29 protein-coding genes are annotated in these 24,810 nt (G+C 50.9%); 14 read left to right on the forward strand and 15 right to left on the reverse strand.

The genetic code is table 11. The features are described 5' to 3' along the window. Positions 1-145 precede the first annotated feature (145 nt). Complete coding sequence (gene dacB / locus OGX98_RS11810; RefSeq protein ID WP_225761415.1) at positions 146-1,582, forward strand: serine-type D-Ala-D-Ala carboxypeptidase; 1,437 nt, start codon at positions 146-148, stop codon at positions 1,580-1,582. A gap of 98 nt (positions 1,583-1,680) precedes the next feature. Here dacB and cgtA read toward each other — a convergent pair whose 3' ends face one another. From cgtA to rplU, 4 genes are all read right to left on the reverse strand, one after another. Further along, positions 1,681-2,853 (reverse strand): Obg family GTPase CgtA, encoded by a 1,173-nt coding sequence (cgtA, locus tag OGX98_RS11815; protein WP_045448051.1) that lies wholly within the window; start codon positions 2,851-2,853, stop codon positions 1,681-1,683. 15 nt (positions 2,854-2,868) lie between these two features. After that, entirely contained in the window at positions 2,869-3,834 is a 966-nt protein-coding gene (locus OGX98_RS11820) for a DMT family transporter (protein WP_286595326.1), read from the reverse strand. A gap of 126 nt (positions 3,835-3,960) precedes the next feature. Beyond that, positions 3,961-4,218 (reverse strand): 50S ribosomal protein L27, encoded by a 258-nt coding sequence (rpmA, locus tag OGX98_RS11825; protein WP_003025030.1) that lies wholly within the window; start codon positions 4,216-4,218, stop codon positions 3,961-3,963. Positions 4,219-4,237: 19 nt separating this feature from the next. Then, positions 4,238-4,549: a 50S ribosomal protein L21 gene (rplU, locus tag OGX98_RS11830; protein WP_003025032.1), complete on the reverse strand. Its 312-nt coding sequence runs from the start codon at positions 4,547-4,549 to the stop codon at positions 4,238-4,240. 258 nt (positions 4,550-4,807) lie between these two features. Here rplU and ispB point away from each other — a divergent pair, with 258 nt between their 5' ends. Next, positions 4,808-5,779 (forward strand): octaprenyl diphosphate synthase, encoded by a 972-nt coding sequence (gene ispB, locus OGX98_RS11835; RefSeq protein WP_045448055.1) that lies wholly within the window; start codon positions 4,808-4,810, stop codon positions 5,777-5,779. 231 nt (positions 5,780-6,010) lie between these two features. After that, positions 6,011-6,295, forward strand: a complete 285-nt coding sequence (gene sfsB / locus OGX98_RS11840) for a DNA-binding transcriptional regulator SfsB (RefSeq protein WP_045448058.1) — start codon at positions 6,011-6,013, stop codon at positions 6,293-6,295. Positions 6,296-6,348: 53 nt separating this feature from the next. On the opposite strand, the gene murA is transcribed toward sfsB, so the two are convergent. The 7 genes from murA to mlaF form a co-directional block, all read right to left on the reverse strand. After that, complete coding sequence (gene murA / locus OGX98_RS11845; protein WP_286595328.1) at positions 6,349-7,608, reverse strand: UDP-N-acetylglucosamine 1-carboxyvinyltransferase; 1,260 nt, start codon at positions 7,606-7,608, stop codon at positions 6,349-6,351. Between the two features lie 53 nt (positions 7,609-7,661). Beyond that, on the reverse strand, positions 7,662-7,916 hold the full coding sequence (ibaG, locus tag OGX98_RS11850; RefSeq protein ID WP_003025040.1) for a BolA family iron metabolism protein IbaG: 255 nt from the start codon (positions 7,914-7,916) through the stop codon (positions 7,662-7,664). Positions 7,917-8,115: 199 nt separating this feature from the next. After that, positions 8,116-8,412 (reverse strand): lipid asymmetry maintenance protein MlaB, encoded by a 297-nt coding sequence (mlaB, locus tag OGX98_RS11855; RefSeq protein WP_048220482.1) that lies wholly within the window; start codon positions 8,410-8,412, stop codon positions 8,116-8,118. Continuing rightward, positions 8,412-9,047 carry a phospholipid-binding protein MlaC gene (mlaC, locus tag OGX98_RS11860; RefSeq protein ID WP_045448067.1) on the reverse strand — a complete coding sequence of 212 codons (636 nt, stop codon included), beginning with the start codon at positions 9,045-9,047 and terminating at the stop codon, positions 8,412-8,414. Before mlaC ends, mlaB begins: the two co-directional genes overlap by 1 nt. 18 nt (positions 9,048-9,065) lie before the next feature. Further along, complete coding sequence (mlaD, locus tag OGX98_RS11865; RefSeq protein WP_045449803.1) at positions 9,066-9,623, reverse strand: outer membrane lipid asymmetry maintenance protein MlaD; 558 nt, start codon at positions 9,621-9,623, stop codon at positions 9,066-9,068. Positions 9,624-9,627: 4 nt separating this feature from the next. After that, positions 9,628-10,410, reverse strand: coding sequence for a lipid asymmetry maintenance ABC transporter permease subunit MlaE (mlaE, locus tag OGX98_RS11870; RefSeq protein ID WP_045448070.1), 783 nt, complete (start codon positions 10,408-10,410; stop codon positions 9,628-9,630). A 7-nt stretch (positions 10,411-10,417) separates the two neighbouring features. Then, entirely contained in the window at positions 10,418-11,230 is an 813-nt protein-coding gene (mlaF, locus tag OGX98_RS11875) for a phospholipid ABC transporter ATP-binding protein MlaF (RefSeq protein WP_045448073.1), read from the reverse strand. Between the two features lie 214 nt (positions 11,231-11,444). Here mlaF and OGX98_RS11880 point away from each other — a divergent pair, with 214 nt between their 5' ends. The 11 genes from OGX98_RS11880 (at position 11,445) to npr (ending at position 19,369) form a co-directional block, all read left to right on the forward strand. Beyond that, entirely contained in the window at positions 11,445-12,422 is a 978-nt protein-coding gene (locus OGX98_RS11880) for a calcium/sodium antiporter (protein WP_045448076.1), read from the forward strand. Positions 12,423-12,435: 13 nt separating this feature from the next. After that, the gene (kdsD, locus tag OGX98_RS11885) at positions 12,436-13,422 is read left to right on the forward strand and encodes an arabinose-5-phosphate isomerase KdsD (RefSeq protein ID WP_045448079.1); all 987 of its coding nucleotides are present in this window, start codon (positions 12,436-12,438) and stop codon (positions 13,420-13,422) included. A gap of 19 nt (positions 13,423-13,441) precedes the next feature. After that, positions 13,442-14,008, forward strand: a complete 567-nt coding sequence (gene kdsC / locus OGX98_RS11890; RefSeq protein WP_045448081.1) for a 3-deoxy-manno-octulosonate-8-phosphatase KdsC — start codon at positions 13,442-13,444, stop codon at positions 14,006-14,008. Continuing rightward, positions 14,005-14,580, forward strand: a complete 576-nt coding sequence (gene lptC / locus OGX98_RS11895; RefSeq protein WP_045448083.1) for an LPS export ABC transporter periplasmic protein LptC — start codon at positions 14,005-14,007, stop codon at positions 14,578-14,580. Before kdsC ends, lptC begins: the two co-directional genes overlap by 4 nt. Beyond that, positions 14,549-15,103: a lipopolysaccharide ABC transporter substrate-binding protein LptA gene (gene lptA, locus OGX98_RS11900; protein ID WP_045448086.1), complete on the forward strand. Its 555-nt coding sequence runs from the start codon at positions 14,549-14,551 to the stop codon at positions 15,101-15,103. The genes lptC and lptA overlap by 32 nt, the downstream gene beginning before the upstream one ends. Before the next feature lie 6 nt (positions 15,104-15,109). Beyond that, positions 15,110-15,835, forward strand: a complete 726-nt coding sequence (gene lptB, locus OGX98_RS11905; RefSeq protein WP_040234138.1) for an LPS export ABC transporter ATP-binding protein — start codon at positions 15,110-15,112, stop codon at positions 15,833-15,835. Positions 15,836-15,881: 46 nt separating this feature from the next. Then, the gene (rpoN, locus tag OGX98_RS11910) at positions 15,882-17,315 is read left to right on the forward strand and encodes an RNA polymerase factor sigma-54 (RefSeq protein ID WP_045448089.1); all 1,434 of its coding nucleotides are present in this window, start codon (positions 15,882-15,884) and stop codon (positions 17,313-17,315) included. A gap of 22 nt (positions 17,316-17,337) precedes the next feature. Then, entirely contained in the window at positions 17,338-17,625 is a 288-nt protein-coding gene (gene hpf / locus OGX98_RS11915; RefSeq protein ID WP_005121327.1) for a ribosome hibernation promoting factor, read from the forward strand. Positions 17,626-17,708: 83 nt separating this feature from the next. Continuing rightward, entirely contained in the window at positions 17,709-18,200 is a 492-nt protein-coding gene (gene ptsN, locus OGX98_RS11920; RefSeq protein ID WP_045448092.1) for a PTS IIA-like nitrogen regulatory protein PtsN, read from the forward strand. Positions 18,201-18,245: 45 nt separating this feature from the next. Then, entirely contained in the window at positions 18,246-19,100 is an 855-nt protein-coding gene (rapZ, locus tag OGX98_RS11925) for an RNase adapter RapZ (protein ID WP_003025085.1), read from the forward strand. Then, positions 19,097-19,369, forward strand: a complete 273-nt coding sequence (gene npr, locus OGX98_RS11930; RefSeq protein WP_045448095.1) for a PTS phosphocarrier protein NPr — start codon at positions 19,097-19,099, stop codon at positions 19,367-19,369. The genes rapZ and npr overlap by 4 nt, the downstream gene beginning before the upstream one ends. Positions 19,370-19,416: 47 nt before the next feature. Here npr and mtgA read toward each other — a convergent pair whose 3' ends face one another. The 4 genes from mtgA to mnmL all read right to left on the reverse strand — a co-directional run bounded on the left by mtgA (position 19,417) and on the right by mnmL (position 24,376). Continuing rightward, complete coding sequence (gene mtgA / locus OGX98_RS11935; RefSeq protein WP_200010084.1) at positions 19,417-20,136, reverse strand: monofunctional biosynthetic peptidoglycan transglycosylase; 720 nt, start codon at positions 20,134-20,136, stop codon at positions 19,417-19,419. After that, positions 20,133-20,786 carry an isoprenoid biosynthesis glyoxalase ElbB gene (elbB, locus tag OGX98_RS11940; protein ID WP_045448101.1) on the reverse strand — a complete coding sequence of 218 codons (654 nt, stop codon included), beginning with the start codon at positions 20,784-20,786 and terminating at the stop codon, positions 20,133-20,135. The genes mtgA and elbB overlap by 4 nt, the downstream gene beginning before the upstream one ends. Before the next feature lie 229 nt (positions 20,787-21,015). After that, positions 21,016-23,352 (reverse strand): aerobic respiration two-component sensor histidine kinase ArcB, encoded by a 2,337-nt coding sequence (arcB, locus tag OGX98_RS11945; RefSeq protein WP_045448104.1) that lies wholly within the window; start codon positions 23,350-23,352, stop codon positions 21,016-21,018. A gap of 94 nt (positions 23,353-23,446) precedes the next feature. After that, positions 23,447-24,376, reverse strand: a complete 930-nt coding sequence (gene mnmL / locus OGX98_RS11950; protein ID WP_144243086.1) for a tRNA modification radical SAM protein MnmL/YtqA — start codon at positions 24,374-24,376, stop codon at positions 23,447-23,449. Positions 24,377-24,810: the final 434 nt, after the last annotated feature.

A 24,810-nucleotide genomic window follows, 5' to 3' on the forward strand; every position in this document is an offset into this window, starting at 1 on the left:
CGACCCGGGGCACAAAGCTCCAGGTCAGCTACGATTTTCTATTTGATGATCATTTTACCCTGGAGTTCCCTATGGGTCATCGTTTACTTTTTGGGGCGTTGCGCCGTAGTATGACGGCCTGTTTCCAGGTTGTTAGCGCGAGATTATGCGATTTTCCAGATTTACCATTGGATTGACTGCCACTATAGCGGCGTTCAGCGTTCAGGCTGCGAATGTTGACGAGTACATCAACCAGCTTCCTGCTGGGGCCAACCTCGCCCTTATGGTACAGAAGGTCGGGGCCCCTGCACCCGCGATTGATTACCATAGCCAGCAGATGGCGCTACCCGCCAGTACCCAAAAAGTTATCACCGCCCTCGCGGCATTGATTCAGCTTGGGCCTGACTTTCGTTTTACCACGACGCTTGAGACAAAAGGCAGTGTGGAAGGCGGGATATTGAAAGGTGACTTAGTAGCGCGATTTGGTGCCGATCCGACGCTAAAACGCCAGGATATTCGCAATATGGTGGCGACCCTGAAAAAAGCAGGCGTAACGCAAATTGACGGAAATGTCCTTATTGATACGTCCATTTTTGCCAGCCATGATAAAGCGCCAGGCTGGCCCTGGAACGACATGACGCAGTGTTTCAGCGCCCCGCCTGCAGCAGCAATTGTCGATCGTAACTGTTTCTCTGTTTCGCTTTACAGCGCACAAAAACCAAACGACCTCGCCTTTATTCGCGTAGCATCTTACTACCCGGTCACCATGTTCAGTCAGGTACGCACGCTGGCACGTGGTTCTGCGGAAGCCCAATATTGTGAACTGGATGTGGTTCCTGGCGATCTGAACCGCTTCACGCTGACTGGTTGTCTGCCTCAGCGCGCCGAACCTCTGCCTCTCGCGTTTGCCATTCAGGATGGTGCCAGCTATGCCGGAGCCATTATCAAAGATGAGCTGAAACAAGCAGGTATAACCTACAGCGGTACACTGCTGCGCCAGACGCTGGTCAACGAGCCTGGCACTGTTGTTGCCAGCAAACAGTCAGCACCTTTGCACGATCTGCTTAAGATTATGCTGAAAAAATCGGACAACATGATTGCCGACACCGTTTTTCGTATGATTGGCCACGCACGATTTAATGTGCCGGGAACCTGGCGTGCAGGCTCCGATGCCGTACGCCAGATCCTGCGCCAGCAAGCAGGTGTTGATATTGGCAACACCATCATTGCTGATGGTTCAGGACTGTCGCGTCATAACCTGATTGCGCCCGCCACCATGATGCAGGTGCTGCAATATATTGCGCAGCATGATAATGAGCTGAACTTTATCACGATGCTGCCGCTGGCAGGCCATGATGGCTCTCTGCAATACCGTGCTGGTCTGCATCAGGCAGGCGTCGATGGCAAAGTCTCTGCGAAGACAGGCTCGTTACAAGGGGTTTATAACCTCGCCGGGTTCATTACCACGGCAAGTGGGCAACGGATGGCGTTTGTGCAATACCTGTCTGGCTATGCGGTTGAGCCGGCAGACCAGCGCAACCGCCGTATTCCTTTGGTACGCTTCGAGAGTCGGCTGTATAAAGACATTTATCAGAACAACTAAGAACATTTCTTGCCGGATAGCGGCTCACGCCCTATCCAGCCTACGGAAAAAAAACGGGCCGCATAAGCGGCCCGTTAGCTATTCATCGGATGACAAAATTAACGCTTGTAGATGAACTCAACGCCTTCTTCGTCGTCTTCGTCCCAGTCGTCATCCCAGTCATCTTCCGCTTCGTCTTCGACCTCTGCGAGCTGCTGACGGTGATAATCGTCCCACATGAACTCCACTTTCTCCGGCTGTTTCGCTTCTTCAGCCTGAACAATCGGGTTCTCAATGATGAAGGTCATCACATCCCAGCAAAGATCTTTCACGCCCAACTGACTGGCGGCAGAGATCAGATAATATTTACCTTCCCAACCCAGCGCTTGCGCGATCGCTTTCGCTTTTTCTTCCGCTTCAGTCTTGTCCATCAAATCAATTTTGTTAAACACTAACCAACGCGGCTTAGAAGCCAGATCCTGACTGTATTTTTCCAGTTCACCGATAATGATACGGGCGTTTTCTACCGGATCTGAACCGTCAATTGGATCGATATCGATGAGGTGCAGCAGCACGCGACAACGTTCCAGATGTTTCAGGAAGCGGATCCCCAAACCTGCGCCTTCAGCAGCCCCTTCAATCAAACCCGGGATGTCGGCAACCACAAAGCTCTTTTCGTTGTCCATACGCACAACACCCAGGCTAGGAACCAGGGTGGTGAACGGATAATCCGCGACTTTCGGCTTCGCTGCAGATACCGCACGAATAAACGTCGATTTACCGGCGTTTGGCATGCCCAGCATACCCACATCCGCTAACAGCATCAGCTCCAGCATTAGATCGCGCTTATCTCCCGGTGTACCCATCGTTTTCTGACGTGGAGTACGGTTAACCGAGGATTTAAAACGGGTGTTACCCAGGCCGTGCCAGCCGCCTTTCGCGACCATCAGACGTTGCCCGTGTTTGGTCATGTCACCCATGGTTTCGCCCGTACCCTGATCGATAACGCGCGTACCTACAGGGACTTTGATGGTGACGTCTTTACCACGCTTACCGGTGCAATCACGGCTCGCGCCATTCTGACCACGTTCCGCACGGAACGATTTTTCAAAGCGATAATCGATCAGCGTGTTCAGGTTTTCGTCGGCTTCCAGCCATACGTCACCACCATCACCGCCATCGCCGCCATCCGGGCCGCCTTTCGGGATATACTTTTCGCGGCGGAAGCTGACGCAACCATTACCGCCATCACCTGCAACGACCAGGATCGATGCTTCATCAACAAACTTCATTTTACTCTCCGTAAATCATTCGCCTGAGCGGGGTTGCGAAACCACCGTTTCATGCTTACGTAAACCGCCCCAAATACGATGACCAATGGCGGAATACATCGCGCCCGCAACCACGATAAACGCACCGAGATAACCTAAAAGGTTTAGCATCGGTCTGGCGAAGAAATCGGGCCAGGCCAGTGATAATAAATCTGAAAATAACAGCGTAAACAGCGGCGTGAGCGTAATAATGGCGCTCACCTGCGCCGCCTGCCAGCGTGCCATCGCTTCCGCGAGGGCACCGTATCCTACCAGCGTATTCAGGCCGCAGAACACCAGACAGGCAAGCTGCCAGTCGCTAAGCTGCGCTATTACACCGGGTTTAGCCAAGGGCAATAGCGCTATCGTACATAAAGTGTACAGTAAAAACAGGATCTGCGGTGAAGCCAGGCGACGCAATAACACCTTTTGCGCAACCCCATAGCTCACCCAAACCATCGCCGCGCCGACACCAAAAATCACACCCCAGGTGTAATCGGTCAGCTTGGTGAAAATTTCGATCAGACTGGTATTAAAAAACAACACCAGCCCGCTCATAAGCATAATGGCGCCAATGACCTGCGTACCACGCATCTTTTCTTTCAGAATAAAGACGCTGGCGATCATCATGCCAACCGGTGACAGTTGACCGATAACCTGCGAAGCCGTTGGGCTCAAATATTGCAAAGAAGAACTAAACAGAATGAAGTTACCGAACAGTCCACCCGTGGCGATAGCCAGTAGTACCAGCCAACGCGCTTTACGAAAAATACGCAAAGGTGGGAGCTTTTTTTTAACCGCAAGAATAGCTCCAAGGCCAATGCTTGCCATTAAAAAACGGTAGAACACCACGGTAGGAGGCTCCATCACCTCCAGCACTTGCTTCATCGCTATTGGTAAAGCACCCCAACAGACTGCGGTAGTGAGTGCCAAAAGAATACCAATACCTGCCTGCTGCTTCATGCCGTATTCCCTGCAAGGGCTCGTTCCGGATTGCGACGGTACAACGAGCATATTTACCGGTCGTCGAATGTAAAAAGCCCCGCAACGTGTTGCGGGGCTTTTATCCGTTACCGGGACGCGAAAAACTTATTCAGCAACAATGCTGATGAATTTACGGTTTTTCGGGCCTTTCACTTCAAATTTCACTTTACCGTCTGCTTTAGCAAACAGAGTGTGGTCTTTGCCGCAACCAACGTTAGAGCCAGCGTGGAATTTAGTACCACGTTGACGAACGATGATGCTACCAGCCAAAACTGTTTCGCCGCCGAAGCGTTTTACGCCCAGACGTTTAGCTTCTGAATCGCGACCGTTACGAGTCGAGCCGCCAGCCTTTTTATGTGCCATTTAATCTGCTCCCCTTAACTTAAGCGCTGATGCCAGTGATTTTCACATCAGTGAACCACTGACGATGGCCCTGCTGCTTACGATAGTGTTTACGACGACGAAACTTAACAATCTTAACTTTCTCGCCACGACCGTGAGCAACAACTTCAGCTTTGATAACGCCGCCATCAACGAAAGGAACGCCGATTTTGACTTCTTCACCGTTTGCGATCATCAGAACTTCTGCGAACTCAACAGATTCGCCAGTTGCGATGTCCAGCTTTTCCAGGCGAACGGTCTGACCTTCGCTTACTCGGTGTTGTTTACCACCACTTTGGAAAACCGCGTACATAAAAAACTCCGCTTCCGCGCACACCTTTTTGATGATTCAGAGTGCGCTATAAATATTCACAATAGGGCGCGAATATTACGCAAAACGCGAGCCTTTGACAAGTGCTACCGTCAATACATGAAGAAAAAAAACACAACACGTACGGCAACGTTTATCTGCGGCGTTTTTTCAGTACAATCAGCATATATTTCTAACCCTAAACCCGACGTTACCTTGTCATACTGTGAGGTAATCGGGGCGAGAAGCCCGGCTTTTGCGATGAATTTAGAAAAAATCAATGAGTTAACCGCGCAAGATATGGCGGGTGTCAATGCAACAATCCTTGAACAGCTCAATTCCGACGTTCAGTTGATCAATCAGTTGGGGTACTACATCGTTAGCGGTGGCGGAAAACGTATTCGCCCGATGATCGCCGTACTCGCTGCTCGCGCCGTTGGCTATCAGGATAATGCACACGTTACGATCGCGGCCCTAATCGAGTTTATCCACACCGCGACTCTGCTTCATGACGATGTTGTGGATGAATCCGATATGCGCCGAGGCAAAGCAACGGCGAACGCCGCATTTGGTAATGCGGCCAGCGTGCTGGTCGGCGATTTTATCTATACTCGCGCCTTTCAAATGATGACCAGCCTCGGTTCACTGAAGGTGTTGGAGGTTATGTCGAAAGCGGTAAACGTCATTGCCGAAGGTGAAGTTCTGCAGTTGATGAACGTAAACGACCCGGACATTACCGAAGAAAACTATATGCGCGTTATCTACAGCAAGACTGCGCGTCTGTTTGAAGCAGCGGCCCAATGTTCTGGCATTCTGGCTGGTTGTAGCGCTGAGCAGGAAAAAGGGTTGCAGGATTATGGCCGCTATCTCGGCACCGCTTTCCAGCTAATTGACGATTTACTGGATTACAGCGCAGATGGCGAACAGTTGGGTAAAAACGTCGGGGATGACCTCAATGAGGGTAAACCTACACTTCCGCTGCTACATGCCATGCGTCATGGTACTCCAGAACAGGCGCTGATGATTCGCCAGGCTATTGAGCAAGGGAATGGTCGTCACCTTCTGGAGCCTGTTCTTGAAGCTATGAATGCCTGCGGTTCACTGGAGTGGACTCGCCAGCGTGCAGAAGAAGAAGCCGATAAGGCCATTGCCGCACTTCAGGTTCTTCCTGATACGCCGTGGAGAGAAGCCCTGATCGGCCTGGCACATATCGCGGTTCAGCGCGACCGTTAATCCCCCCTGAATCATACATTATCCCGTGCCACGCACGGGATAATCCTATAAGTTCCAATAAACACCTTTTGCATTATCCCTCTGGCAGAACCAACGCTAGCCCCTCCTGGCATATTCTGAATATTCTCAAACATTACACGAACATTTTAGAGCATTCATTCTCTGAGCGTATAGTGTTTAGACAGGATTCTTGTGACAGCGTAAGTGGTTAACCAAAGGAGTGATGGATTTATGGAAAGCAAACTCATTGACTGGCATCCGGCAGACATCATCGCAGGGCTACGCAAAAAAGGAACGTCAATGGCAGCAGAGTCGCGAAAAAACGGATTAAGCTCATCGACACTGGCGAATGCGTTAACACGACCATGGCCAAAAGGAGAAGTGATTATTGCGAACGCGCTAGGAACGGATCCCTGGGTTATTTGGCCATCGCGTTATCACGATGCAAAGACACATGAATTCATCGACAGAACGCGCATGATGAGAACCCGCAAAGAGAAAAAGAGTCTCGAGTGAGTCGGGCAGTCCCCTCCATATCAAAGATATGGGGGGACAAGAAGCGTTAACGATTACTCGCCTTTCACACGCTCAATGTTTGCGCCCAGCGCACGCAGTTTATCTTCGATGCGCTCATAGCCGCGATCGATGTGATAAATACGATCGACAACCGTCGTACCTTCTGCAATACATCCAGCAAGTACCAGACTTGCTGACGCACGTAAATCTGTTGCCATAACTTGCGCACCAGAGAGTGTTTCAACGCCGTGGCAAATAACGGTATTGCTTTCGATTTCCGCGTGAGCGCCCATACGGCTCAGCTCCGGCACGTGCATAAAGCGGTTTTCAAACACCGTTTCCGTGATGAAGCCAGTCCCTTCCGCAACCAGGTTCAACAGCGTGAACTGAGCCTGCATATCGGTAGGGAATGCCGGATGCGGCGCAGTACGCACGTTAACCGCTTTCGGACGCTTACCGTGCATGTCGAGACTAATCCAGTCTGCACCAACTTCAATATCGGCGCCCGCATCACGCAGCTTAGCCAGAACAGCATCCAGCGTGTCCGGCTGAGCGTTACGGCAGATAATTTTGCCACGAGAAATCGCCGCTGCAACCAGGAAGGTCCCGGTTTCAATACGGTCAGGTAGAACGCGATACACGCCGCCACCAAGGCGTTCAACACCCTCAATGGTAATACGATCGGTACCCTGACCACTTACCTTCGCGCCCAGTGCAATCAGGAAATTAGCGGTATCCACAATTTCCGGTTCGCGTGCGGCGTTTTCGATGATGGTGGTACCTTCTGCAAGCGTTGCCGCACACATGATGGTTACCGTCGCACCGACGCTAACTTTGTCCATCACGATGTGCGCGCCTTTCAGACGACCATCAACGGACGCTTTCACATACCCCTCTTCCAGCTTGATGGTTGCACCCAATTGCTCAAGGCCAGCAATGTGCAGATCAACCGGACGCGCACCAATAGTACAGCCACCCGGCAGTGAAACCTGGCCCTGACCAAAGCGGGCTACCAGCGGCCCCAACGCCCAGATGGACGCACGCATAGTTTTAACCAGGTCATATGGCGCGCAGAAGACGTTTACGTCACGAGCATCAATGTGCACGGAACCATTGCGTTCAACTTTCGCACCCAACTGGCTCAGCAACTTCATTGAGGTGTCAACGTCTTTCAGTTTTGGGACGTTTTGGATCTCTACAGGTTCTTCTGCCAGCAACGCCGCAAACAGGATCGGCAGTGCAGCGTTTTTAGCGCCTGAAATGGTGACTTCGCCCTGGAGCTTAGTTGGCCCCTGAACACGGAATTTATCCATTATTCTGTTCTCTGTTAAGAATTCATATTCGCTACCGGTGCAGCACCCGTAGCTCAAAAACCGTTAAGTTTGCGATCGCGCGCCCATTCCGCTGGGGTAAATGCTTTGATCGACACAGCATGAATGCGGTTATCCGCAATGTATTCCATCAACGGGCCATAGACTGATTGCTGCTTCTTGACCCGGCTCATGCCTTCAAACATCTCACCCACGGCAATAACCTGAAAGTGACTGCCATCGCCAGAAACGTGGACTTCCTGGAGGGAGAGTGCATTCATCAGCACGCTCTGAATTTCATTATTTTCCATGGGATCTTCATTCGTCAGATAGTGAAAACAGCCCAACATCTTAGAGCAAAGTTGCGCTGTCATAAATAAGCAAAAGGCCTGGCTGGTGGATCATGACCGCAAAATTACCGCATGGCGACGCTAACGGGTCTTATCAGGCCTACAGGATCAACGTGAATATGTAGGCCGGATAGGCGCTTACGCCACCATCCGGCATTGATTACAGGCGGGGAAGGACATCGTCGGGCAGATTGTAAAGCTGCGCCAGTGTGTAAACCTTTTCGTTAACACCGCTGAGCGAAACGCTATTTCCCTGCTGCTTGCCCTGGTCAATCAGGTGTAGCAATAATGCCAGTCCACCGGTATCAACCCGGGAAACCTGGCTCAGGTCAATGCAGGTTACCCCTTTCATCGCTTCAACGCGCGCATCCCAGAGCGGATTTAGCACGTCCTGATCCAGTTCTCCCTTGAGTACCAGCTTGTCACCTTCACGCGCCCAGGTGAGTGACTGCGTCATTATTTTTTCTCTTCCAGAGTGATTTTCTGCTGAGAAATAGATTTCAGCTGCGCCGTCAGGCCATCGATACCTTTGGTACGTAACAGGTCACTCCACTCATTCTGTTTCGTGGTGATCATGCTGACGCCTTCGGCGATCATGTCATATGCCTGCCAGTTACCGGTCTGGGAATTTTTACGCCACTGGAAATCCAGGCGCACAGGAGGGCGGCCATTTGGATCGTTGATGGTCACGCGGATCGGCACGATGGTCGCATCGCCCAGTGGTTGTTCCGGGGCGATCTGATAGGTCTGGCCGTGATACATTGCCAGCGCCTGGCCATAGGCTTGCTTCAGGTACTCACGAAATGCAGTGAAATACGCGTCACGCTGCGCTGGCGTAGCATCTTTGTAATAACGGCCCAGTACCAGTGCTCCGGCATATTTTACCTGAACGTACGGCAGCAGTTCCTGATCGACGATAACGCGCAAGTATTCCGGATTAGAACGAATTTTTGGTTGCTCGTTTTTCAGACGGTCAAAAGTTTTCTGCGCCGCCTCATTCATCTGTTTGTAAGGATTAGTCTGATCCGCTGCATTTGCGGCGCTAAGTGGGGCAATAACCAGCATAGCCACCATCATCAATCGTTTAAACATACGTCGATTCTCCTGAGATTACTTCGTTGCGCCCGCAGGCGTAGTGGCTTCATTATTGCCTTCTGCCGCAGATGACGCATCGCCAGAATTCTTATTGTCATCACCTTTACTGTTGCTGTTGTAAAGGAACTGACCAATCATATCTTCCAGCACCATCGCGGATTTGGTGTCCTGAATCGTACCGCCATCTTTCAGGATAGACGTTCCCAGCTCAGGATCTTCAAAACCAACGTTCAGGGCCAGATACTGCTCACCTAACAGGCCGGAGGTACGGATACTCAGTGAACTGGTATCGGGAATATGGTTAAAGCGCTCTTCAATTTCCAGCGTTACACGTGGCAGGTACGTTTTCGGATCTAACGAAATGTCTGCAACGCGTCCAACCACTACCCCGCCAATCCGTACCGGAGAACGCTCTCTCAAGCCGCCGATATTATCAAAAGTCGCATAAATCGTGTAAGTCGGCTCGGTACGCATGGAGGTGACATTGGCTGCTTTCAGACAAACAAACAACGCCGCCAGCAGCGCAACCAGCAGGAATAACCCGACCCAAATCTCATTTTTTTTCGTTTGCATGAACTCAATTCCCAAACATCAATGCGGTCAGCACAAAATCCAGCCCCAAAACGGCAAGAGATGCGTGCACAACGGTGCGTGTCGTTGCCCGGCTAATGCCGGCAGAGGTCGGAATAGCATCATAACCATTGAACAATGCAATCCATGTGACCGTAATGGCGAACACCACGCTCTTAATCAAACAGTTGACCAGATCCAGACGCCAGTCGACGGCATTCTGCATCGCAGACCAGAAAAAGCCTGCGTCAATCCCCTTCCAGCTTACGCCAACCAGTGAGCCGCCCCAGATACCCACTGCGACAAAAATAATCGTCAGCAGCGGCAGCGAAATGACTCCAGCCCAAAAACGCGGAGAGATCACGCGGCGCAGTGGATCGACCGCCATCATTTCCATACTGGAAAGCTGCTCGGTCGCCCGCATCAGGCCGATTTCTGCGGTTAAGGCAGAGCCAGCTCGTCCGGCGAAAAGCAACGCCGCAACGACCGGCCCCAGCTCGCGCAGCAATGAAAGCGCCACGAGCATACCAAGGCTGGTTTCCGCGCTGTAAGTCGTCAGTACCAGATATCCCTGCAACCCCAGCACCATACCGATGAACACGCCAGAAACAATAATGATAAGCATCGATAAGACGCCGACATTATAGAGCTGACGGATCAGCAGCGGCGCATGTTTGCGAAACTCCGGCTTGCCGACTACCGCATTGAACAACATTAATCCGGCGCGCCCGAACGTCCTGAGGGTTTTTATCCCTCGATGCCCGAGTGATGCCAGCGCATTTAACAGCATGGGTGGCTTAACTCCCTGTTTTGAGTAAATCAGTGTGGTAATCGCCCGCCGGGTAGCGGAATGGAACCGGCCCATCGGCAATACCGTCAAGGAACTGGCGCACCCGCGGATCGGCATTTTCTTGTAGTGCCTGAGCACTACCGTAGGCCACTATTTTTTTGTCCGCCATAATATAGGCGTAATCCGCAATACTCAGTACCTCTGGCACATCATGAGACACCACTACACAGGTAACGCCCAGTACGCTGTTCAGCTCTGAAATCAGCTTCACCAACACGCCCATGGTAATGGGATCCTGACCGACAAACGGTTCATCAAACATGATGAGGTCTGGCTCCAGCGCGATAGCGCGTGCTAATGCCGCACGCCGCGCCATCCCACCAGATAATTCAGAAGGCATTAATTTTGCCGCACCGCGCAGGCCGACAGCCTCCAGTTTCATCATCACCGTGCTTCTCAGCAACGGCGCGGGTAACGTTGTATGCTCACGCAGGGGATAGGCGACGTTATCAAACACATTCATGTCGGTAAACAACGCACCTGACTGAAACAGCATGCTCATACGCTTACGCACGGTGTACAAACGCGAACGAGACATAGCAGGGACGTTCTCGCCATCAAAAAGTATCTCGCCGTTATCCGGGGGGATCTGTCCGCCAATCAAACGCAACAGCGTTGTTTTACCGATGCCTGATGGCCCCATGATCGCCGTTACCTTTCCGCGCGGCACCGTCAGGGAAATATTATCAAAAATGCAGCGATCGCCTCGGGAAAAGCTGACATCGCGCATATCGACTAGATTCGCCACAGACTGACCCATTGATTCATCCTTTACTATTGCCTCGTTGTTCGAAGAGTTTGGCGCTCAATTTAGCCCTGAACCCAACATATTTACAGATTATTACCCACCCTGGTTAGCGAAAGCTGGCATTTGTTTTACTTTTTAGCCGCATAAAGTCAAAATTAAGAATTCGTCACGGCTTCCAGAAGATCCTTCAGTGGACCGGCGAGTATACCTGAAGAAAGGACTTTAGATGCTTTTAGCGACGGCGCTGTTAATAATTGGTTTACTTCTGGTGGTCTACGGTGCCGACCGTATGGTGTTTGCCGCATCCATTTTATGCCGAACGTTTGGCATTCCCCCGATCATCATTGGGATGACAGTCGTCAGCATTGGTACATCATTACCTGAGATTATTGTCTCCGTTGCCGCATCGATGAATGGGCAGCTCGACTTAGCCGTCGGTACAGCTATCGGCTCCAACATCACCAACATTCTTCTCATTTTAGGCCTGTCAGCACTGATTCACCCTTTTACCGTGCATTCTGATGTTCTGCGTCGGGAATTACCGCTAATGTTGCTGGTGAGCATACTCGCTGCATCCGTACTGTATGACGGGCAACTAAGTCGCAGCGATGGTTTTTTTCTGCTGCTTCTTGCCGTGCTATGGCTGCTATTCATTGTTAAAATCGCGCGTCTGGCAGAGCGGCAAGGAAATGACAGCCTTACCCGGGAGCAAGTGGCGGAGCTGCCTCGCGAAGGCGGACTGCCCGTCGCATTTTTATGGTTGGGTATTGCGCTAATTATTATGCCGATGGCAACACGTATGGTGGTGGATAACGCCACTGTGCTGGCGAATTACTTTGCAATGAGCGAACTCACTATCGGTTTGACGGTGGTGGCCATTGGCACCAGCCTGCCTGAACTGGCAACGGCAATCGCAGGTCTGCGCAAGGGTGAAAACGATATCGCCGTTGGCAATATCATCGGCGCGAACATTTTTAATATTGTAATCGTCCTCGGACTGCCCGCACTGATCACACCGGGCGAGGTCAATCCGATGGCCTTCAGCCGTGATTATAGCGTCATGTTGCTGGTGAGCGTTATTTTTGCATTACTCTGCTGGCGACGTCCGCGCCAGATAAGTCGAGGCGCTGGTGCGCTATTGACTGGCGGTTTTATCATATGGCTGGCGATGCTGTATTGGTTATCGCCACTTCTCGTTGGATAACTGGAAACGCATTATGTCGCACTTAGAGTTGCAACCGGGTTTTGACTTTCAGCAAGCAGGTAAGGAAGTCCTGGCAATTGAACGTGAAGGCCTGGCGGAGCTTGATCAGTATATCAACCAGAATTTTACCCTCGCATGTGAAAAAATATTCAGTTGCCCGGGCAAAGTTGTGGTCATGGGGATGGGAAAATCCGGGCATATCGGGCGGAAAATGGCCGCCACTTTTGCCAGCACTGGCACCCCGTCATTTTTCGTACATCCTGGCGAAGCCGCGCATGGCGATCTGGGTATGGTATCGCCGCAAGACGTCGTGATCGCCATTTCTAACTCTGGCGAATCAAATGAGATTGCAGCGTTAATCCCGGTTCTAAAACGCCTTCACGTGCCGCTTATCTGCATGACCGGTCGTCCGGAAAGCAGCATGGCACGTGCAGCAGATGTGCATCTATGTGTTAAAGTGCCTAAGGAGGCCTGCCCGTTAGGTCTGGCACCGACCAGTAGTACAACCGCGACGCTGGTGATGGGTGATGCACTTGCTGTTGCATTATTAAAAGCTCGCGGCTTTACCGCAGAAGATTTTGCGTTATCTCACCCGGGTGGCGCATTGGGTCGTAAGCTTTTATTACGCGTTAACGATATTATGCATACGGGCGACGAGATCCCGCATGTGAACAAGCGCGCCAGCCTGCGTGATGCCCTACTTGAGATCACTCGTAAGAATCTCGGTATGACCGTCATCTGCGATGACAAAATGAAGATTGACGGCATCTTCACGGATGGCGACTTACGCCGTGTTTTTGATATGGGTGTCGATGTACGCCAGTTAGGCATTGCTGATGTCATGACACCTGGAGGCATTCGTGTGCGTCCAGGCATTCTTGCCGTTGATGCCCTGAACTTAATGCAGTCCCGCCATATCACTTCGGTAATGGTTGCTGATGGCGACCAGTTACTCGGTGTGTTACATATGCATGATCTGCTGCGTGCAGGCGTAGTGTAGAAATTCAAGGATAAAAGAAATGAGTAAAGCAGGTGCGTCGCTTGCGACCTGTTATGGACCCGTCAGCACTGAAGTCATCACCAGGGCAGAAAATATTCGTCTGCTCATCCTTGACGTGGATGGCGTTCTGTCTGACGGTCTGATTTATATGGGCAACAATGGCGAAGAGCTGAAAGCATTTAACGTTCGTGATGGCTACGGAATTCGTTGTGCGCTCACTTCAGGTATTGAGGTTGCCATTATTACCGGACGAAAGGCTAAACTTGTAGAAGATCGTTGTGCCACTCTGGGGATCGCTCATCTCTACCAGGGGCAATCTGACAAACTGGTCGCCTTTGACGACCTACTCAAGAAACTGGCGATTGCACCTGAAAATGTAGCGTACGTTGGCGACGATCTGATCGACTGGCCGGTGATGGAAAAAGTGGGATTAAGCGTAGCGGTAGCGGATGCACATCCTTTGCTGATCCCGCGTGCCGACTATGTCACCCACATCGACGGGGGGCGCGGCGCTGTACGTGAAGTCTGCGATTTATTACTCCTGGCGCAGGGCAAACTGGATGAGGCCAAAGGGCAATCGATATGAGCAAAACCAGACGTTGGGTTATCATTCTACTGTCGCTGGCTATCCTTGTGCTGATTGGTATTAACCTGGCAGACAAAGACGACACCACTGAAGTAGTGGTGAATAGCAATGAGCCAACCTATAAGAGCGAACATACCGATACCGTTGTATATAGCCCGGAAGGCGCACTAAGCTATCGCTTGATCGCTCAACACGTTGAATATTATTCAGATCAGGCTGTTTCGTGGTTTACTCAACCAGTATTAACCACATTTGATAAGGATAAAGTACCGACCTGGTCAATCAAGGCCGATAAAGCCAAATTAACCAATGATCGTATGCTCTATCTGTATGGCCACGTTGAAGTCAACGCGCTGGTTCCTGACTCTCAACTACGCAGAATTACTACCGATAACGCGCAGATTAACCTGGTGACGCAAGATGTTACTTCGGATGATCTGGTTACGTTGTACGGAACAACATTTAACTCCAGCGGACTGAAGATGCGCGGCAACTTACGCAGCAAGAACGCCGAGCTGATTGAAAAGGTTAGAACCTCATATGAAATTCAAAACAAACAAACTCAGCCTTAACCTTGTGCTTGCCAGCTCACTTCTGGCCGCCAGCATTCCGGCATTTGCCGTAACCGGCGATACCGAGCAACCGATCCACATTGAATCGGATCAACAGTCCCTGGATATGCAGGGCAACGTGGTAACGTTTACCGGTAATGTGGTCGTGACCCAGGGCACCATCAAAATTAATGCCGATAAAGTCGTCGTGACCCGTCCCGGCGGTGAAGACGGTAAAGAAGTGATCGATGGTTATGGTAACCCGGCAACGTTTTACCAGATGCAGGATAACGGTAAACCCGTTAACGGCCACGCGTCACAAATGCACTATGAACTGGCAAAAGATTTCGTCGTGCTGACTGGCAAAGCTTATCTGGAGCAGGTAGACAGCAATATCTCCGGCGACAAAATAACCTATCTGGTTAAAGAGCAGAAAATGCAGGCCTTCAGTGATAAAGGCAAACGCGTCACCACTGTACTGGTGCCGTCACAACTGCAGGATAAAGGCAAAACCAAGGCTCCGGCAGAGAAAAAAGGTAACTGATTCGTTATGGCAACATTAACTGCAAAGAATCTTGCAAAAGCCTACAAAGGCCGCCGCGTAGTGGAAGATGTCAGTTTGACCGTCAACTCCGGGGAGATCGTCGGTCTGCTCGGCCCTAACGGTGCGGGTAAAACAACGACCTTTTACATGGTTGTCGGCATTGTGCCGCGCGATGCTGGCAACATCATCATTGATGATGAAGACATCAGCCTGCTGCCGCTGCATGCGCGCGCACGTCGCGGCATCGGCTACTTACCGCAGGAAGCCTCTATTTTTCGTCGCCTGAGCGTATTTGATAACCTGATGGCAGTGCTGCAAATTCGTGACGATCTTTCCAGTGAACAACGTGAAGATCGCGCCAACGAACTGATGGAAGAATTCCATATCGAACATCTGCGCGACAGCCTGGGGCAATCGCTGTCCGGCGGTGAACGGCGCCGTGTGGAAATCGCCCGTGCGCTGGCTGCAAATCCGAAATTTATCCTGCTGGATGAACCCTTTGCCGGCGTTGACCCGATTTCCGTTATTGATATCAAACGCATCATTGAACACCTGCGAGATAGCGGACTGGGCGTGCTGATTACCGACCATAACGTTCGCGAAACGCTGGCGGTCTGTGAGCGAGCCTACATTGTGAGCCAGGGGCATCTGATCGCACACGGTACGCCTACCGAAATACTGCAAGACGAACACGTTAAGCGCGTATACCTTGGGGAAGACTTCAGACTCTGATAGGGTAGAAGACTTCACGTTACCGCGGGAGAAAACAACTCTGAACATGAAGCAAGGTTTGCAACTCAGGCTTAGCCAACAACTGGCGATGACGCCTCAGCTTCAACAGGCTATCCGTCTGTTGCAGCTGTCCACGCTGGAACTTCAGCAAGAACTTCAGCAAGCGCTGGAAAGTAACCCACTGCTCGAGCAAACCGATCTTCACGACGAAATTGATACCCAGGAAAAACAGGACAGCGAATCTCTAGATACTGCAGATGCACTCGAACAAAAAGAGATGCCGGAAGAGCTACCGCTAGACACCAGTTGGGATGAAATTTACACCGCGGGTACGCCGTCTGGGGCCAGCGGGGATTACATTGACGACGAACTGCCGGTGTATCAGGGTGAAACCACGCAATCGCTACAAGATTATCTAATGTGGCAAGTGGAGCTGACTCCATTTTCGGATACCGATCGCGCCATTGCGACGTCAATTGTAGACGCGGTGGATGATACAGGGTATCTCACGGTTTCTCTGGACGAAATTCTCGAAAGCATGGGCGATGATGACATCGGTATGGATGAAATCGAGGCCGTGCTTAAACGCGTTCAACGTTTTGATCCTGTTGGTGTTGCGGCAAAAGATCTCCGTGACTGCTTACTGATCCAACTTTCGCAGTTTGACAAAGCCACACCATGGCTGGAAGAAACTCGCCTGATCATCAGCGATCATCTTGATCTGCTCGCCAATCACGACTTCCGCACGCTGATGCGCGTGACCCGACTGAAAGAAGATGTACTGAAAGAGGCTGTAAATCTTATCCAGTCGCTCGACCCAAGACCCGGACAGTCGATCCAGACGGGTGAACCGGAATACGTGATCCCGGATGTGCTGGTACGTAAGCATAACGATCGCTGGGTCGTCGAACTGAACAGCGACAGCATTCCGCGCTTACAAATCAACCAGCACTACGCCGCCATGTGTAACGGTGCGCGTAACGATGCAGACAGCCAGTTTATCCGTAGTAATCTGCAGGATGCGAAGTGGCTGATAAAAAGCCTGGAAAGCCGTAATGACACACTGTTGCGCGTCAGTCGCTGTATTGTTGAGCAACAGCAAGCCTTCTTTGAACAAGGCGAAGAGTTTATGAAACCGATGGTGCTGGCGGATATCGCCCAGGCCGTCGAGATGCACGAATCGACCATTTCCCGAGTGACCACGCAAAAATACCTGCACAGTCCGCGCGGCATTTTTGAATTGAAGTATTTCTTCTCCAGTCACGTAAATACTGAAGGTGGAGGCGAAGCCTCTTCTACAGCGATACGCGCGCTGGTGAAGAAATTAATTGCTGCGGAGAACCCTGCGAAACCGCTGAGTGACAGCAAGTTAACCTCTATGCTGTCAGAACAGGGTATCATGGTGGCGCGCCGCACCGTTGCGAAGTACCGAGAGTCTTTATCCATTCCGCCGTCTAACCAGCGCAAACAACTGGTCTGACCCAACCGATAAGGAAGACACTATGCAGCTCAACATCACTGGAAATAACGTCGAAATTACTGAAGCCCTGCGCGACTTTGTTACCACAAAGTTCGCCAAACTTGAGCAATATTTCGACAGGATTAATCAGGTTTATATTGTGTTGAAAGTGGAGAAGGTTACACACATCTCGGATGCAACACTGCATGTGAACGGTGGCGAAATTCATGCCAGCGCGGAAGGTCAGGATATGTACGCCGCCATTGACGGTTTAATTGATAAACTGGCTCGGCAGCTAACAAAACATAAAGATAAACTGAAACAGCACTAACTTGTCCGGGCAGTTAGCGGGTGCAGGACGGCCTGTTGTGAAGCACAACAGGCCATTTGTACAGTTAGCGCTTAGGTGAAATTATGACAAATAACGATACGACTCTACAACTGAGCAATGTTCTTAACCAGGAATGTACACGCGCGGCCGTTCACTGCCAAAGTAAGAAACGCGCACTGGAAATCATTAGCGAACTGGCGGCAAAGCAGCTCAGCTTGCCTCCTCAGGTGGTGTTTGAAGCCATTCTGACGCGTGAGAAAATGGGCAGTACCGGCATCGGCAATGGTATTGCAATTCCGCACGGTAAGCTGGAAGAAGATACGTTACGTGCGGTCGGCGTGTTTGTTCAACTCGAAACCCCCATCGCTTTCGACGCCATTGATAATCAGCCTGTTGATCTGCTTTTCGCTCTGCTGGTCCCTGCCGATCAAACCAAAACGCATTTGCATACGCTGTCACTGGTTGCAAAACGCCTGGCAGATAAAACCATCTGTCGTCGCCTGCGCGCCGCACAAAGCGACCAGGAGTTGTATCAAATCATCACGGACACCGAAGGTGAACAGGATGAGGCATAATAACCCAATGGCATCTTTTTCTGTCGTTGTGAGGAGAAACAGTACATGGTACTGATGATCGTCAGCGGTCGCTCAGGGTCGGGAAAATCTGTCGCCCTGCGAGCGCTGGAAGATATGGGTTTTTACTGCGTGGATAACCTCCCCGTCGTGTTGTTGCCCGATCTGGCTAGAACGCTTGCCGATCGCCAAATTTCTGCGGCTGTCAGCATTGATGTGCGCAACATGCCTGAGTCACCAGAGATTTTCGAACAGGCGATGAATAACCTGCCAGAGGGCTTCTCACCGCAGCTGTTGTTCCTTGATGCTGACCGTAACACGCTGATTCGCCGCTACAGCGATACGCGACGTCTGCACCCGCTCTCCAGCAAAAACTTATCTCTGGAAAGCGCGATTGATAAAGAAAGTGATTTACTGGAACCACTGCGTTCCCGCGCAGACTTGATCGTTGATACCTCGGAAATGTCCGTGCACGAACTGGCGGAAATGTTACGTACCCGACTGTTGGGTAAACGTGAACGTGAACTGACGATGGTATTCGAGTCCTTTGGTTTCAAACACGGTATCCCAATAGATGCGGATTACGTCTTTGATGTGCGATTCCTGCCTAACCCACACTGGGATCCAAAACTACGTCCGATGACCGGTCTTGACAGGCCTGTCGCCGCCTTCCTCGATCGACACACAGAAGTACACAATTTTATCTACCAGACTCGCAGCTATCTTGAGCTATGGTTACCCATGCTGGAGACGAACAACCGCAGCTACCTCACCGTAGCCATCGGCTGTACCGGCGGGAAGCACCGTTCGGTGTATATTGCAGAGCAACTGGCAGACTACTTCCGCTCACGCGGTAAAAACGTACAGTCACGCCATCGTACGCTGGAAAAACGTAAATCATGACCGTGAAGCAAACTGTTGAAATCACGAATAAGCTGGGCATGCATGCCCGGCCCGCAATGAAACTGTTTGAATTAATGCAGGGTTTTGAAGCAGAAGTACTGCTACGTAATGATGAAGGAACGGAAGCCGAAGCAAACAGCGTTATCGCATTGCTAATGCTGGATTCCGCCAAAGGCCGTCAGATAGAGATTGAAGCCTCTGGCCCACAGGAAGTTGAAGCCCTTGCAGCGGTTATTGCGTTGTTTAATTCAGGGTTTGACGAAGAGTAGTCCGGAAGGTCGGATAAGGCGTTTACACCACCATCCGACACCACCGATTAATACAGCTTATTTTCCCGCATAAACGACTCACCGCCAAGCTGGCGCATTTGACGCATGATCCACGCCTGACGGCTACGAACATAGCCTGACGGTGCATTCGCCTTAAAACGCAGAGGATTTGGCAATACCGCCGCCAGTAATGCCGCTTCTGACAGACTCAACCGGCTGGCAGGCTTATGGAAATACCGCTGCGCCGCCGCTTCCACGCCAAATACACCATCGCCAAACTCAGCAATATTCAGATAGACCGTCAGAATACGTTTCTTGCTCCAGACTGTTTCCATGCCCAGCGTCAGACCAGCCTCCAGACCTTTACGCACCCAGCTACGCCCATCCCACAGAAAAAGATTTTTTGCCGTCTGCTGCGACAACGTCGACGCGCCGCGAATACGCTTTTCGTTACGTTCGTTGTGCTCCAGCGCTTTCTCTATGGCGGAGACATCAAATCCCCAGTGTTCGGGAAATTTTTGGTCCTCGGCTGCAATCACCGCCAGCCCCATCAGTGGCGATATCTCGTCCATGCTGACCCAGTCTGAATGCGCCACATAGCTGAAATGTCCCTGTAACCATGCTCCAAGCTGCCGCTCGACCATCACTGCCGAGAAAGGCACTGGCACCACGCTAAATAGCGCGATGCCGCCGCCCCAAAAAACGGCGAGGACAACAACCACCCGCAGAAAAATACGCCGCAAAAAGACGGCGACCCCTTTTCTCATTCAGCCAGTACCAGCACGCGCGCCACCAGCTTATCGATACCGCTTGCGGCCTGGGCTATATCCTGCGCCAGCATATAAGCCGGTGTAGTGACGATTTTGTTGTCTTCATCGACCACGATATCATCAACCGGACAAGGCACATGTTCGCCCCCCATATCTTCCAGCACTTCCGCGGTGTCAATATCGGTGCCAATTGTCAGACGCAGTGGGAAATCAAAGATTTTTGGCAGCATCGCCGGAGCAATACACATAAACCCCAGCGGTTTTCCTGACTGATGCATAGCGACCGCCAGCGCGGCCAAATCGCTATCAACCCGACATTCGCTGCCCTGGCTGGCAAAATTACTCAGATTCTTCGCCGCGCCAAACCCACCAGGAACAATCAGCGCATCAAGTTCAGCAGAAACAGCCTGGGCCAGAGGACGGATATCACCCCGCGCAATACGTGCTGCTTCAATCAGGACGTTGCGTGCTTCCTGCATCGGCTCACCCGTCAGATGATTAATGACATCCACCTGCTGTTTATCCGGTGCAAAACAGATAGCCTGAGCACCGCTGCGAGCAATCGCCAGAAGGGTTAGCACGGCTTCATGGATCTCTGAACCGTCATATACACCACATCCACTGAGCACAACGCCAACTTTTTTCATCGAGATACTCCTTTCGCAACTGACTGAAGCATATTAATAATTCTTATTAAAATGCTACGCTTCACACATTTAACTGATTCATGTAACAAATTATTTAAGATTTGCTATCTTAACTGCGTGCGGCCTGAAATTTAGGGCTGCGCCCTTGTAAACAATGATAATAATTTACGGCGCAGCCACGATTTCCCTGGTGTTGGCGCAGTATTCGCGCACCCCGGTTAAGCCGGGGTCATTTTTTTTCCACGCTCGCTACCCAGGCTCTTAATACCGCCACGTCGTGTTGCCACTCTTGCTTCATCTCTTCAATCCATTCAGCCACGTTATCTTCCCAGGCAGGAAGGTCTGGTGATTGAATTTGCTGTCCCAGTTGCTGCAGATGTCGCAGGCCAACCGATCCCGCAGCACCTTTGATTTTGTGGCCTTCTTCAACAACGCCTTTTTTATCACGCGCAGTCAGATTGGACTCCAGGACGCTCAAATATCCCGGCATCATCTTCTCAAACACCGCCAGCCCATCGGTAATCAACTTCGGTCCCACCAGCTCGAGGTATTGTTCCAACATAGGAATATCTAACAGCGCTTGCGATTTACTGCTTTCTTCAGATGTCACAGTGCTCTCCTCTTTGTTTCGGGTATCCCAGTATTTTTTGATCATGGCGGTTAACGCCGGAACCGATAATGGCTTACTCAGCACGTCATCCATTCCCGCATCAAGATATTCTTTCTTATCCTTCAGTACGTTGGCAGTAAGCGCCACCAGCGGCGGCAGGTCTTCACGCGCGTATTTTTGGGTAAGCTCTCTGGAGATATCCAGCCCCGTCATATCCGGCAACTGAATATCCAGCAGTACCAGGTCGTATTCCCCCGGCTTGAACATTTCCAGCGCAGCTTTCCCGGTCATCGCGACATCCACGCTGTTGCCTAGTTTTTCCAGCACTGAACGCGCAACAATCACATTCAGTTCAATATCCTCTACCAGCAACACATTCAGAGCTGGCAACGGCATATCATCCTCTTCAAAGGCGTCTTCAATCTCTTCCGCTACGGCAGGCGCATGAACGGTTAGCGTAAAGACTGAACCTTTTCCTGGCTGGCTGGAGACCGTGATATCCCCCCCCATATTCTTCGCCAGACGGCGGGATACCGCGAGACCAATCCCGGTACCTGTTGCCGGTTTACCACCGTTGCTGTCTTTCACCTGATAATACATGGCGAAGATCTTATCCTGCTCATCCTGCGGAATACCGATCCCGGAATCTTCAACTTCAAAATGCAGAATACTTCCTTCGTCATAACGCGCCCGAACGGTGACCTGTCCTTGCTGGGTGAATTTCACGGCATTACTGATCAGGTTCCACAGGATCTGGCGTAAACGCGTCCCGTCTGTGATGACCTTATGCGGCAGAGGCAACGTCGGTTCCAGGACAAAGCGTAGCCCTTTTTGTTGCGCCTGAAGGCCTGACAGGTTTTCCAGATCCGCCATAAAGCTGGTGAAATCAATCGGCTGGTTATCCAGTTGGACTTTACGCCGTTCCATCTTATCCATGTCGATAATATCGTTGAAAATATTACCCAACGTGACGGCAGAAACGTGGATGGTTTTGAGGTATTTTTCCTGCTCGGCGGTCAGATCTGTATCCAGCAGGATCCGGCTTAAACCGACAATGCCGTTCAGTGGTGTTCTCAGCTCGTGGCTGATAGTCGAAATGAAGGTGGTCTTATCGCGACTGGCACGCTCAAGTGCGTCCTGATAACGCTTACGCTCGGTAATATCGCGCCCAAAGCCCATCAGACCATGTCGCTTACCAACTCGGTCGTAATAAGGCACTTTACGAATTTCAAAGCAGGCTTTACGTCCGTCCGGATAATCCAGCCATTGTTCATAAGTGAGCGAAACATTATGGCGGAACACTTTCTCATCAGTTTCGATAACCTTCTCTGCCGCCTCAGGGGAATAAACGTCAGCCGGTTTTAAATTTACCAGTTGCTTTTCACTCTTGCCGGTCAGCAATTCCATCGCACGGTTACAGCCGGAAAATTCTTTATCCTCATTGCGATAAAAAACCAGATCCGGCGACGCATCGAGGAAAGAACGCAGAAAAGAGGACTGTTGTTCAAGCTGGATCTGCGCTTCTTCGCGCTCTTTAATTTCCACCTTAAGCTGCTCAAACGTTTCCTGGCGCTCCGCTTCTGCCTTTTCACGTTCTACGATCTGCTGATTGAGCTGAGCAATATTGTCCTTCAGTTGTACATTAAGCTTGAGATCGCGCTCACGCATCTCTTCCAGCTTCTGTACCAGTCGTGACAGGCGCTGTCGGGACTCCTCCAGTTGTTCCACTACCACTGACAGGAAATAGACGGCCCACGGGGTAATTAACAGACCAAAAAAGATTGAACGGATAACATCAATACTTTCTACCTGACCATGCAGCACCATGGTGACAGCCATCTGCACCACAATTGCCAACACGACCAAAGCCAGCGCCAATAGCAGCGAAAAGCGCACCAGACCTAACTTCATCATCAGGTCGACATAATATTGCGCCAGCATACGAATTTGCTTCATAGAGGGTTCCTTCACGACAACTTGGCACAATAATACTCAATTCTCAGCGCGACGTTTAAGATTGTGCCAAAAATGCGTAGTTTCCCTCATCGCGCTACACTGCCGGCGGGTTCCAGGGCCGTCCCAGAGCTGACCCCTGTACGCCATATTCGTTAAGGTACTTATCCAGTTCGACCATCCCGGTCCAGCGATTTTCACACCATAATGGGGCTAATAACGTCGGGCGACGGGCGCTGGCAGAAATTCGGTGATAGATAACCTCTGGCGGAGTGTGGCGAATCATCTCTCCCGCCGTCACTGTGTAATCACCCAGCTCAATACCGCTCAGGCGCCCGGCCTCCCAGGCTTTCGCCATAATGCTGCCCTTCACGATATGCAGGGGATGCAGCTTAATTCCATCGACTCCGGTATCCACCACGCGTTCCAGCGTTTGCAGACATTCCATTTGCCCTTCTCCCGGCAGACCGACAATAAGGTGCGAACACACTTTCAACCCACGTTCACGCGCTAACTGAGTGGTTCGCTGATAGCAGGAAAAATCATGTCCACGATTGATGCGGTGCAGGGTTTTATCATGCGCAGTTTGCAACCCCAGCTCCAGCCACACCTCATATCCCTGATCGTTATATTCGCAAAGCAGATCAAGCACCGCTTCCGGAACACAATCGGGGCGCGTCCCAACGCACAGACCAACAATATTGGCCTGACTGACCGCCTGCTGATACATAGAACGCAGCACCTGCACTTCCGCAAAGGTGCTGGTATAGGCCTGGAAATAGGCCAGATAGCGCTTAGCGCGATTCACCAGGTGCGCCTGATGTTCAAGCTGTTCGGCAATGGAATGATGCTGTTGGGCCTCATCGGCAAAAGAGGCCACATTACAGAAAGTACATCCACCGCGTCCGATGGTACCATCGCGATTTGGGCAGCTAAACCCACCGTGCAGCGTGAGTTTATGAACTTTTTGCCCATAACGACGAGAAAGATCCCCACCAAACATATTGACTAATTTCTGTAACTGCATAATCTGATAGACCGCGCCTTGAAAAGAGGCCAAAGCCTGCCATTTTTAGCCCCCGTTGGCGATGACCTGGATCAATCGCCCTGGCGTGTCTTTATTTATTGCATAACAAATCAAAATAACCGAAATTTCATTCAATCCAAATGTAATTATTTTTCCTTATATCCCGCTATTTTTTTTATGTTCTTTTAGCTCTTGTATAAAAACAGTATCTTTAAGACGCCAAAACTCTAAAATCCAGCATAAAATGCCAGTCATCACGATAAACAAAGGGAGGACGAGGGATAACAGGCCTTTCTGACAGTGAGACAGATCACACTTCACCATCCATTCCACACACGTTAAATCAATGTAAAAACGCCTTTAATTTCAATATATTCATAAAGTTAATCTTCCTATAGCACATTTTTGTATAAATAAGATTGCCATTTGACCTG

It is taken from the genome of Citrobacter sp. Cm046 (assembly GCF_030333065.1).
In the GTDB taxonomy this organism is placed as follows: domain Bacteria; phylum Pseudomonadota; class Gammaproteobacteria; order Enterobacterales; family Enterobacteriaceae; genus Citrobacter; species Citrobacter murliniae.

Bases quoted from the DNA above. Each gene is read 5' to 3' on its own strand.
- dacB (WP_225761415.1), top strand. From the start codon at position 146: ATGCGATTTTCCAGATTTACCATTGGATTGACTGCCACTATAGCGGCG.
- cgtA (WP_045448051.1), bottom strand. From the start codon at position 2,853: ATGAAGTTTGTTGATGAAGCATCGATCCTGGTCGTTGCAGGTGATGGC.
- OGX98_RS11820 (WP_286595326.1), bottom strand. From the start codon at position 3,834: ATGAAGCAGCAGGCAGGTATTGGTATTCTTTTGGCACTCACTACCGCA.
- rpmA (WP_003025030.1), bottom strand. From the start codon at position 4,218: ATGGCACATAAAAAGGCTGGCGGCTCGACTCGTAACGGTCGCGATTCA.
- rplU (WP_003025032.1), bottom strand. From the start codon at position 4,549: ATGTACGCGGTTTTCCAAAGTGGTGGTAAACAACACCGAGTAAGCGAA.
- ispB (WP_045448055.1), top strand. From the start codon at position 4,808: ATGAATTTAGAAAAAATCAATGAGTTAACCGCGCAAGATATGGCGGGT.
- sfsB (WP_045448058.1), top strand. From the start codon at position 6,011: ATGGAAAGCAAACTCATTGACTGGCATCCGGCAGACATCATCGCAGGG.
- murA (WP_286595328.1), bottom strand. From the start codon at position 7,608: ATGGATAAATTCCGTGTTCAGGGGCCAACTAAGCTCCAGGGCGAAGTC.
- ibaG (WP_003025040.1), bottom strand. From the start codon at position 7,916: ATGGAAAATAATGAAATTCAGAGCGTGCTGATGAATGCACTCTCCCTC.
- mlaB (WP_048220482.1), bottom strand. From the start codon at position 8,412: ATGACGCAGTCACTCACCTGGGCGCGTGAAGGTGACAAGCTGGTACTC.
- mlaC (WP_045448067.1), bottom strand. From the start codon at position 9,047: ATGTTTAAACGATTGATGATGGTGGCTATGCTGGTTATTGCCCCACTT.
- mlaD (WP_045449803.1), bottom strand. From the start codon at position 9,623: ATGCAAACGAAAAAAAATGAGATTTGGGTCGGGTTATTCCTGCTGGTT.
- mlaE (WP_045448070.1), bottom strand. From the start codon at position 10,410: ATGCTGTTAAATGCGCTGGCATCACTCGGGCATCGAGGGATAAAAACC.
- mlaF (WP_045448073.1), bottom strand. From the start codon at position 11,230: ATGGGTCAGTCTGTGGCGAATCTAGTCGATATGCGCGATGTCAGCTTT.
- OGX98_RS11880 (WP_045448076.1), top strand. From the start codon at position 11,445: ATGCTTTTAGCGACGGCGCTGTTAATAATTGGTTTACTTCTGGTGGTC.
- kdsD (WP_045448079.1), top strand. From the start codon at position 12,436: ATGTCGCACTTAGAGTTGCAACCGGGTTTTGACTTTCAGCAAGCAGGT.
- kdsC (WP_045448081.1), top strand. From the start codon at position 13,442: ATGAGTAAAGCAGGTGCGTCGCTTGCGACCTGTTATGGACCCGTCAGC.
- lptC (WP_045448083.1), top strand. From the start codon at position 14,005: ATGAGCAAAACCAGACGTTGGGTTATCATTCTACTGTCGCTGGCTATC.
- lptA (WP_045448086.1), top strand. From the start codon at position 14,549: ATGAAATTCAAAACAAACAAACTCAGCCTTAACCTTGTGCTTGCCAGC.
- lptB (WP_040234138.1), top strand. From the start codon at position 15,110: ATGGCAACATTAACTGCAAAGAATCTTGCAAAAGCCTACAAAGGCCGC.
- rpoN (WP_045448089.1), top strand. From the start codon at position 15,882: ATGAAGCAAGGTTTGCAACTCAGGCTTAGCCAACAACTGGCGATGACG.
- hpf (WP_005121327.1), top strand. From the start codon at position 17,338: ATGCAGCTCAACATCACTGGAAATAACGTCGAAATTACTGAAGCCCTG.
- ptsN (WP_045448092.1), top strand. From the start codon at position 17,709: ATGACAAATAACGATACGACTCTACAACTGAGCAATGTTCTTAACCAG.
- rapZ (WP_003025085.1), top strand. From the start codon at position 18,246: ATGGTACTGATGATCGTCAGCGGTCGCTCAGGGTCGGGAAAATCTGTC.
- npr (WP_045448095.1), top strand. From the start codon at position 19,097: ATGACCGTGAAGCAAACTGTTGAAATCACGAATAAGCTGGGCATGCAT.
- mtgA (WP_200010084.1), bottom strand. From the start codon at position 20,136: ATGAGAAAAGGGGTCGCCGTCTTTTTGCGGCGTATTTTTCTGCGGGTG.
- elbB (WP_045448101.1), bottom strand. From the start codon at position 20,786: ATGAAAAAAGTTGGCGTTGTGCTCAGTGGATGTGGTGTATATGACGGT.
- arcB (WP_045448104.1), bottom strand. From the start codon at position 23,352: ATGAAGCAAATTCGTATGCTGGCGCAATATTATGTCGACCTGATGATG.
- mnmL (WP_144243086.1), bottom strand. From the start codon at position 24,376: ATGCAGTTACAGAAATTAGTCAATATGTTTGGTGGGGATCTTTCTCGT.